This window comes from Stutzerimonas kirkiae, assembly GCF_004327335.1.
Taxonomy (GTDB): domain Bacteria; phylum Pseudomonadota; class Gammaproteobacteria; order Pseudomonadales; family Pseudomonadaceae; genus Stutzerimonas; species Stutzerimonas kirkiae.
The window spans coordinates 45,980-53,124 of record NZ_QJUO01000033.1 but is presented as its reverse complement, the minus strand read 5'-3'; the positions used below and the strand labels follow the sequence as shown (position 1 = coordinate 53,124).

Here is a 7,145-nt window from a genome sequence, read left to right as displayed (position 1 = left end):
TGACTTCTCGCTCCGGTTCGACACCGTTACCCTTTCAGGATCGAGGCGAGATCTCCCCAGGTAAGAACGCACTCCTTCTCTGCACAACCGCCGGATTTACGCCACTTCCTCTTGATCACCAGAGCTTTGCGGTTTCATGCCCGCTCGCCCTGCTCGGCAGCGCCTTCTATCCGGTTCTTGTCCATCGGCTCGCAGATTACGCTCTACCCTTCCTCCCCACGCTCGGTCGCCCTCACGCAGTTGCGCTTCACTTCGTTCGCGGTGATCAGCTTACGGTGGGACTTGCACCCACAGGAGTGCGCCCATGCTGGGCGCACATAAAAAACGCCCGACTCCTTGCGGAGCCGGGCGTTTTCCGTCGCAAGCGAAAGTTAACGCTTGGAGTACTGCGGACGCTTGCGCGCCTTGCGCAGACCGATCTTCTTACGTTCGACTTCGCGAGCATCGCGAGTCACGTAGCCGGCCTTGCGCAGCGGGCCGCGAAGGGTTTCGTCATATTCGATCAGAGCGCGGGTGATACCGTGACGGATCGCCCCAGCCTGGCCGCTGACACCACCACCCAGAACGGTGATGTAGATGTCGAACTTCTCGGTGGTTTCGGTCAGCTCGAGCGGCTGACGAACGACCATGCGAGCGGTTTCACGACCGAAGAAGTTGTCCAGCTCACGATTGTTGATGGAAATCTTGCCAGTACCCGGACGCAGGAATACGCGAGCGGTTGCTGTCTTGCGACGGCCTGTGCCGTAATTTTGAGTCGCCGACATAATGAACTATTCCGTTAAATCTTCAGTTCTTGGGGCTGCTGAGCGGTATGAGGATGGCTGGCACCCTTGTAGACCTTCAGCTTACGATACATGTCGCGACCCAGCGGGTTCTTCGGCAGCATGCCTTTGACCGCAGTCTCGATCACGCGCTCGGGCGCCTTTGCGATCAGCTTCTCGAAGCTGATCTCTTTGATGCCACCCGGGAAACCGGAGTGAGAGTAATACATCTTGTCGGACGTCTTGGCGCCGGTCACACGAACCTGCTCGGCATTGATGACTACGATGTAGTCGCCGGTATCGACGTGCGGGGTGTACTCGGGCTTGTGCTTGCCACGCAGGCGGCTAGCGATTTCGGTTGCCAGACGACCCAGGGTCTGGCCGGCAGCGTCGACGACGAACCAGTCGCGCTTGACGGTTTCCGGTTTAGCAGTAAAAGTCTTCATTGGTTATAGCCTCAGGGGCCGCCTGAAAATAAGACGGCGAATCTTACTGAATAGTGCTCGCCCTGACAAGATCAAGGCAGCCGGAAACAGACGCTATCGGGGGCTCGGGTCTGCGCGTCCGCCACGGCAATTGTCGGTAGGCTAGGCATCCCCTACCTAATGTTCCCGGCAAGCTAGGCATCCCCGCCAGGAAAGTTGCGGGATTATCCAGATTACCGGGGAAATAGCAAGCCAATTCAATACAAAAGCCGGAAGCCTCATCAGGATCAGGGGCGCGTGCAGGAACGCGTCAACTCTTTTTCGTCCCACAGGGTGTGCCGTGCGCACCGGCCAGGCGGTACCATCCCCTACGAGCCTGCGCCCGCCTGCCGCCCAACCGGAGCCTCCCCCGCATGATTTCCGCCGACCTGCTCGCCCTGCCCAGCCTGCTGATAGGCTGGTGCGTCTATGTGGCAGCGCTGGGCTGGGCCGCCAGGGAGGTTTCCTGGGTAGAGCTGTTCAGTGATACACGCCGCCAGCACCTGCTGTGCGGCACGGTACTGGCGCTGTTCCTGCTATGGCTGGTGCGCCGGGACTTCGAATCCGGGCTGTCCTTCCACTTCATCGGCCTGACCGCTGTCACACTCCTGCTTGGCTGGCCACTGGCGATATTCGCCGGCTTCGTCGCACAACTCGGAATCTCGATCACCGGGCATCTGCAATGGACCGCCATCGGTATCAACGGCGTCCTGCTGGTGCTGACCCCCGTACTCGTCACCGAGCTTTGCGCTCGCCGCGTCGAGAAGGCCCAGCCACGCAACCTGTTCGTCTATATATTCTTCTGCGGATTCTTCCCCGCCGCCCTGGCCGCCCTGCTCTGCATCCTGGCCTCCCTGGGAATCCTGCTGCTGGATGAACGCTATCTCATGCCACCCTGGCTGGAAGACTTCGCCGGCTACCTGTGGCTGGTGATGTTCCCCGAGGCGTTCATCAATGGCACCGCGGTGACGGCCCTGGTGGTGTTCTACCCGGACTGGCTGGAGACCTTCAATCACAGCCGCTACCTGCAGGCGCCCTGGCGGGATGACGAACACAGGCATTGAGCCGGCTGGGCATATCCCGTATCAGTGTCGCGGAGACAATTCCTCGGAAAACACGTCGTCCTCCAGTTCGTTGCCAGGAATCGCGTGTTTTTCCGAGGCCCACGCCCCCAGATCGATGAGTTTGCAACGCTCCGAGCAGAATGGCCGATACGGGCTGCTGGAACTCCACTCGACCGCCATACCGCAGGTAGGGCACTGCACCCGTGTCGTCATTGCACACCTCCACGCAAAGTCAGATAGAAGGCATGCAAACGCTCCACCTGCGCTTGCAGCCATGTCAGGTCACGGTCATTCACCAGCACATCATCGGCATGGCGCAGACGTTCCTCCCTGCTGGCCTGGGCCTTCATGATGGCCCGCACCTGCTCTTCGCTTGCCTCGTCACGCCGCATGGCCCGCTCAAGTTGCAAGGACTCGGGCACATCCACCACCAGCAAACGATCCACCCGCCGATGCAGGCCGGCTTCCACCAGCAGCGGCGACACCATGATGGCGTAGGGCGAGCGGGCCAACGACAGGTGCCGTTCCACCTCTTCACGCACCAGGGGATGCAACAGGCCTTCCAGCCAGGCCTTCTCCTGCGGGTTCTGGAAAATCCGTGCGCGCAAGCCGGCCCGGTCCAGCGTTCCATCCGCCTGCAGCACTCCGGCACCGAAATGCTCCGCGATCCGTGCCAGCGCGGGCCGGCCTGGCTCGACCACCCAACGGGCAGCCTGGTCGGAATCGACCACGTGCACACCCAGCGAGGCAAAGCGATCCGCCACAGCGCTTTTGCCACTGCCGATACCACCGGCCAATCCCAGTACCCAGGGTTTCATCGTCGAAAAGCTCCATCCGACCGCAATGGCCATACCCGCGTAAGCATATAACGCCAACCTCGTGGGCAGTGGGCCGGCAGCCCACTGAATATGTTTCAGAGCCCGGCAGTGCTCAGATACAGCGCATTGATCCGCTCGCCCCAGACCATCGCCACCCAGCCCGCAAACGCCAGGTAAGGTCCGAAGGGAATGGGCGTGACCATGTCAGCTTTACGCAAACGCAACATGATGGAGCCGATCAGGGCACCAGACAGCGCCGAAAGTAAAATGGTGACAGGCAGAATCTGCCAGCCGCCCCAGGCTCCCAGCATCGCCAGGAGCTTGAAGTCGCCATACCCCATGCCTTCCTTGCCCGTCGTCAGCCTGAACAGCCAGTACACCGCCCACAGGCTCGAATAACCGAGCACCGCGCCCCACAAGGCATCATGCAAAGTGCAGAAAACCCCGAAGCTGTTGGCGATCAGCCCCAGCCACAACAGGGGAAACACCAGCGCATCCGGTAGCAACTGATGCTCGGCGTCGATCAGGCTCATGGCCAGCAGCCCCCAGCTCAGCAGCAACATCGCCCCTGCCTGCCAGGAAAAACCATAATGCCAGGCGACAAAAGCCGAGATCAGGGCACAGCTCAGTTCCAGCAATGGATAACGGCAGCTGATGGGTGCCTTGCACGCCGAGCAGCGGCCTCGCAGCACCAGCCAACTGATCAGCGGTATGTTTTCCCAGGAGCGGATCACGTGCTCGCAATGAGGGCAGCGTGACCTCGGCAGCATCAGATTGAAAGGCCCGCCGTCATCGTCGCTCCCCGGCAACGAGAGAAACTCCCGAGCCTGGGACAGCCACTCACGCTGCATCATGATCGGCAGGCGATGGACAACCACATTGAGGAAGCTGCCCACCAGCAGCCCCAGCACGGCAGTACAGGAAACGAACACCAGCGCATTGCCGGCCAACAGCTCGAGAATCATCGGTCACCCAACTACATTGCCCAACTGGAAGATCGGCAGATACATGGCGATGATCAAACCTCCGACCAGAACCCCCAGCACCGCCATGATCGCCGGTTCCATCAGAGTGGTGAGGTTATCCACCGCATTGTCGACTTCCGCCTCATAGAACCCGGCGGACTTCCCCAGCATGTCATCCAGCGCCCCGGCCTCCTCGCCAATGGCGACCATCTGTACCACCATGCTCGGGAACACACCGCAACGGCGCATGGCGGCATGCAACTGATGCCCGGAGGAAACATCCGTGCGCACCTCGGCGACCGCGTTGCGGAATACTACATTGCCAGTGGCCCCCGCTACCGAAACCAGTGCATCCACCAGTGGTACACCTGCGGCGAAGGTCGTCGCCAGAGTACGTGCATAGCGGGCGATGGCCGCCTTGCGGAGGATTCCACCGACAACCGGCAATCTCAGCGAGATCCGCTCCTGCGCATCCCGCACCCGCCTGGAACAGCGATAAAGATAGCCATAGCCGAGGGTGCCCATGATGACGCCGGGCAACAGCAGATACCATACTTGCCGTACCGCATCGGAAAGGCCCACGACAGAGCGTGTGAACAGTGGCAGTTCCGCGCCGAAATCCGCAAAGACCGCCTCGAACTCGGGCACCACCTTGACCAGCAGGATCGCCGAAACGATAAAGCCCATCATGATCACCGCCAACGGGTAGGCCATCGCACGCCTGACCCTGCCCTTGAGCAGCGCCCCTCTTTCCTGGTAGGTCGCAACACGATCCAGCAGAACGTCCAGGGCCCCGGACTGCTCCCCTGCCACGATCAGGTTGCAATACAGTTCATCGAAGTACCCCGGCCACTTTCTCAAGGCGCCCGAGAAACTGTTGCCACTGGCGATTTCCTGGCGAATATCACCGATCAGCGTACGCATGGCCTGCTTGTCGATACCCTCCCGAATGATCTCGAGAGCCTGCAACAAGGGCACGCCAGCCTTCAGCATGGTCGCCATCTGCCGGGTGAACAGGGCAATGTCCAACGAGACGACCCTCCGCCCGGACGCTGCGAACAATGGTGCGACCTTCCGGCGAACCCTGGGAGCCCGGACGCCCTGGCTGCGCAACCGCGCCCTGGCCAGCAGAGGGCTCGCCGCGGACAGCTCGCCCCCGAGTCGCCGCCCCTGGCTGTCCGTCCCCTCCCAACTGAACAGGTGATTCCTCACGATCCGCTCCCGCCTACACCGTTACCCGGTTGACTTCAGCCAGGCTGGTAATCCCCTGCATGACCTTCGACAGCCCGGAGCAACGCAAGTCGCTGAAGCCTTCCTGGCGCGCCAGCGCAGCCATCTCGATTGAATTGCCTTCGCGCAGGATCAACTGCTGCAGTTCAGGCGTGATGCTCACCACCTCATGGATTCCGATCCGCCCCCTGTAGCCATCCCTGCAGTTGCCGCAACCGACATTCTCAAAGAGCCTGAAATGCCCGATACGATCTGCCGGAAATCCTTCGTCGAGCAGCGCTTTCTCAGGCAATCGCACTTCACGCTTGCACTCGCACAACCTGCGCACCAGCCGCTGGGCGATGATCAGGCTCACCGATGTCGCGATATTGAAGGCGGGCACGCCCATGTTGCGCAGCCTTTCCAGGGTTTCCGCAGCGCTGCCGGTATGCAGGGTGGAGAGCACCAGATGCCCGGTCTGAGCGGCCTTGATGGCGACTTCGGCCGTTTCCAGGTCACGGATCTCACCCACCATGATCACATCCGGGTCCTGTCGCAGGAACGCACGCAGGGCCTGGGCGAAGCCCAGCCCCTGGCGCGGGTTGACATTGACCTGGCAGGCTCCCGGCAGGCTGATTTCCACCGGATCTTCCGCCGTCAGGATATTCACGCCCTCGGTATTGAGAATATCCAGTCCGCTATACAGGGTCAGGGTCTTGCCCATTCCCGTGGGGCCGGTTACCAGAATCAGGCCCTGGGGACGCTTCAGGGCAGACAGGTACAGCGCCTTCTGATCAGCCTCGAAACCCAGCGCATCGATGCCCAGCCTGGAGCTGGAGGAATCGAGGATACGTACCACGATCTTCTCGCCCCACAGGACCGGCAGGGTATTGACGCGCATGTCGATGAACTTCCCCTCGTCCACCTTCAGTCTCGCCCGGCCATCCTGAGCTCGCCGCCGCTCCGCGATGTCCATGCCGGCCATCACCTTCAGGCGTATGGATATACGACCGGCCAGTTGCATCGGCGGGCGTGCCAGCTCATGCAGGATGCCGTCGGTACGGCAGCGTATCCGGTAATGCGTTTCCTGAGGCTCGAAATGCAGATCGGAGGCCCCCTGCTGTATCGCACGCACCAACACACCCTGTACGAAACGCACGGCCGGCGCATCTTCGGCGGCATCGTACTGTGCCGTCCGCGCCTCGCTCTCGCGCGGGTCCAGGTTACCGATACCGCCCTCGGGTGCTTCGAGCAGATCGGTAGCGGCGACCGCGAACAAGCTGTCCAGGGCCTTGCCGAGCAGATCGTCATCCACCAGTACGCTCTCCACGCAGAGCCCGGTACTGAACTGGATGTCACTGATGGCCTGCTGGTTCGTCGGGTCGGACACGGCCACATGCAGGCGGTTGCCCTGCAACCGCAGGGGCAGAACACGATGCATTCTGGCCAGCCTCTCGCTGATCAGGCCCGACGGGGCCTGCCCTGGATCGAACTGTGCAAGATCGAAGCAGGGCAGGCCGAACAGTTGACCGGACAACACCATCAGCCGATGGCTGTCGACCAGACGGTGCCTGGCCAGCCAGGCAACCAGCGACATACGATCGCGCTCGGCCTCTTTCCGTGCCTGGCGCACCTGCCATTCATGTAGCAGGCCCGAATCGACCAGTTCTCGGGCCAATCCGGCCAGGGCATCGTCATCGTCCATCGGTCCATCTCTTTTCGAACAAATATATAAAGCCTCGAACTCCGCTCACCGGCGGAACACTTCCGGAGCGGTGCGAAACTTCCCGCCCGACGTTAACTTCCGAGAAGGGTCTACATAAGGCTCGCCATTATCCTAATCGCCAAAGTCCGATAAGAAAGT

General features: G+C 61.3%; 8 protein-coding genes. 1 reads left to right on the top strand and 7 read right to left on the bottom strand.

From position 1 onward, the window contains the following. Positions 1-371 precede the first annotated feature (371 nt). Together rpsI and rplM are read right to left on the bottom strand one after the other, a co-directional pair. On the bottom strand, positions 372-764 hold the full coding sequence (gene rpsI, locus DNJ95_RS15940) for a 30S ribosomal protein S9 (RefSeq protein WP_131185714.1): 393 nt from the start codon (positions 762-764) through the stop codon (positions 372-374). Between the two features lie 14 nt (positions 765-778). After that, positions 779-1,207: a 50S ribosomal protein L13 gene (gene rplM, locus DNJ95_RS15935; protein WP_131185713.1), complete on the bottom strand. Its 429-nt coding sequence runs from the start codon at positions 1,205-1,207 to the stop codon at positions 779-781. Between the two features lie 392 nt (positions 1,208-1,599). On the opposite strand from rplM, the gene DNJ95_RS15930 reads away from it, so the two are divergent. Continuing rightward, the gene (locus DNJ95_RS15930; protein ID WP_131185712.1) at positions 1,600-2,289 is read left to right on the top strand and encodes an energy-coupling factor ABC transporter permease; all 690 of its coding nucleotides are present in this window, start codon (positions 1,600-1,602) and stop codon (positions 2,287-2,289) included. A 21-nt stretch (positions 2,290-2,310) separates the two neighbouring features. Here the strand turns inward: DNJ95_RS15930 and yacG are convergent, their stop codons facing one another. The 5 genes from yacG to pilB all read right to left on the bottom strand — a co-directional run bounded on the left by yacG (position 2,311) and on the right by pilB (position 6,986). Then, positions 2,311-2,502, bottom strand: a complete 192-nt coding sequence (yacG, locus tag DNJ95_RS15925) for a DNA gyrase inhibitor YacG (RefSeq protein WP_131185711.1) — start codon at positions 2,500-2,502, stop codon at positions 2,311-2,313. Beyond that, positions 2,499-3,107 carry a dephospho-CoA kinase gene (gene coaE / locus DNJ95_RS15920; RefSeq protein ID WP_131185710.1) on the bottom strand — a complete coding sequence of 203 codons (609 nt, stop codon included), beginning with the start codon at positions 3,105-3,107 and terminating at the stop codon, positions 2,499-2,501. Before coaE ends, yacG begins: the two co-directional genes overlap by 4 nt. A 95-nt stretch (positions 3,108-3,202) precedes the next feature. After that, positions 3,203-4,072 carry a prepilin peptidase gene (locus DNJ95_RS15915; RefSeq protein ID WP_131185709.1) on the bottom strand — a complete coding sequence of 290 codons (870 nt, stop codon included), beginning with the start codon at positions 4,070-4,072 and terminating at the stop codon, positions 3,203-3,205. Positions 4,073-4,075: 3 nt separating this feature from the next. After that, a complete protein-coding gene (locus DNJ95_RS15910) occupies positions 4,076-5,284 on the bottom strand; it encodes a type II secretion system F family protein (protein WP_276330892.1) in 1,209 nt (402 codons plus the stop codon). Positions 5,285-5,297: 13 nt separating this feature from the next. Next, positions 5,298-6,986: a type IV-A pilus assembly ATPase PilB gene (pilB, locus tag DNJ95_RS15905; protein WP_131185708.1), complete on the bottom strand. Its 1,689-nt coding sequence runs from the start codon at positions 6,984-6,986 to the stop codon at positions 5,298-5,300. Positions 6,987-7,145 lie beyond the last annotated feature (159 nt).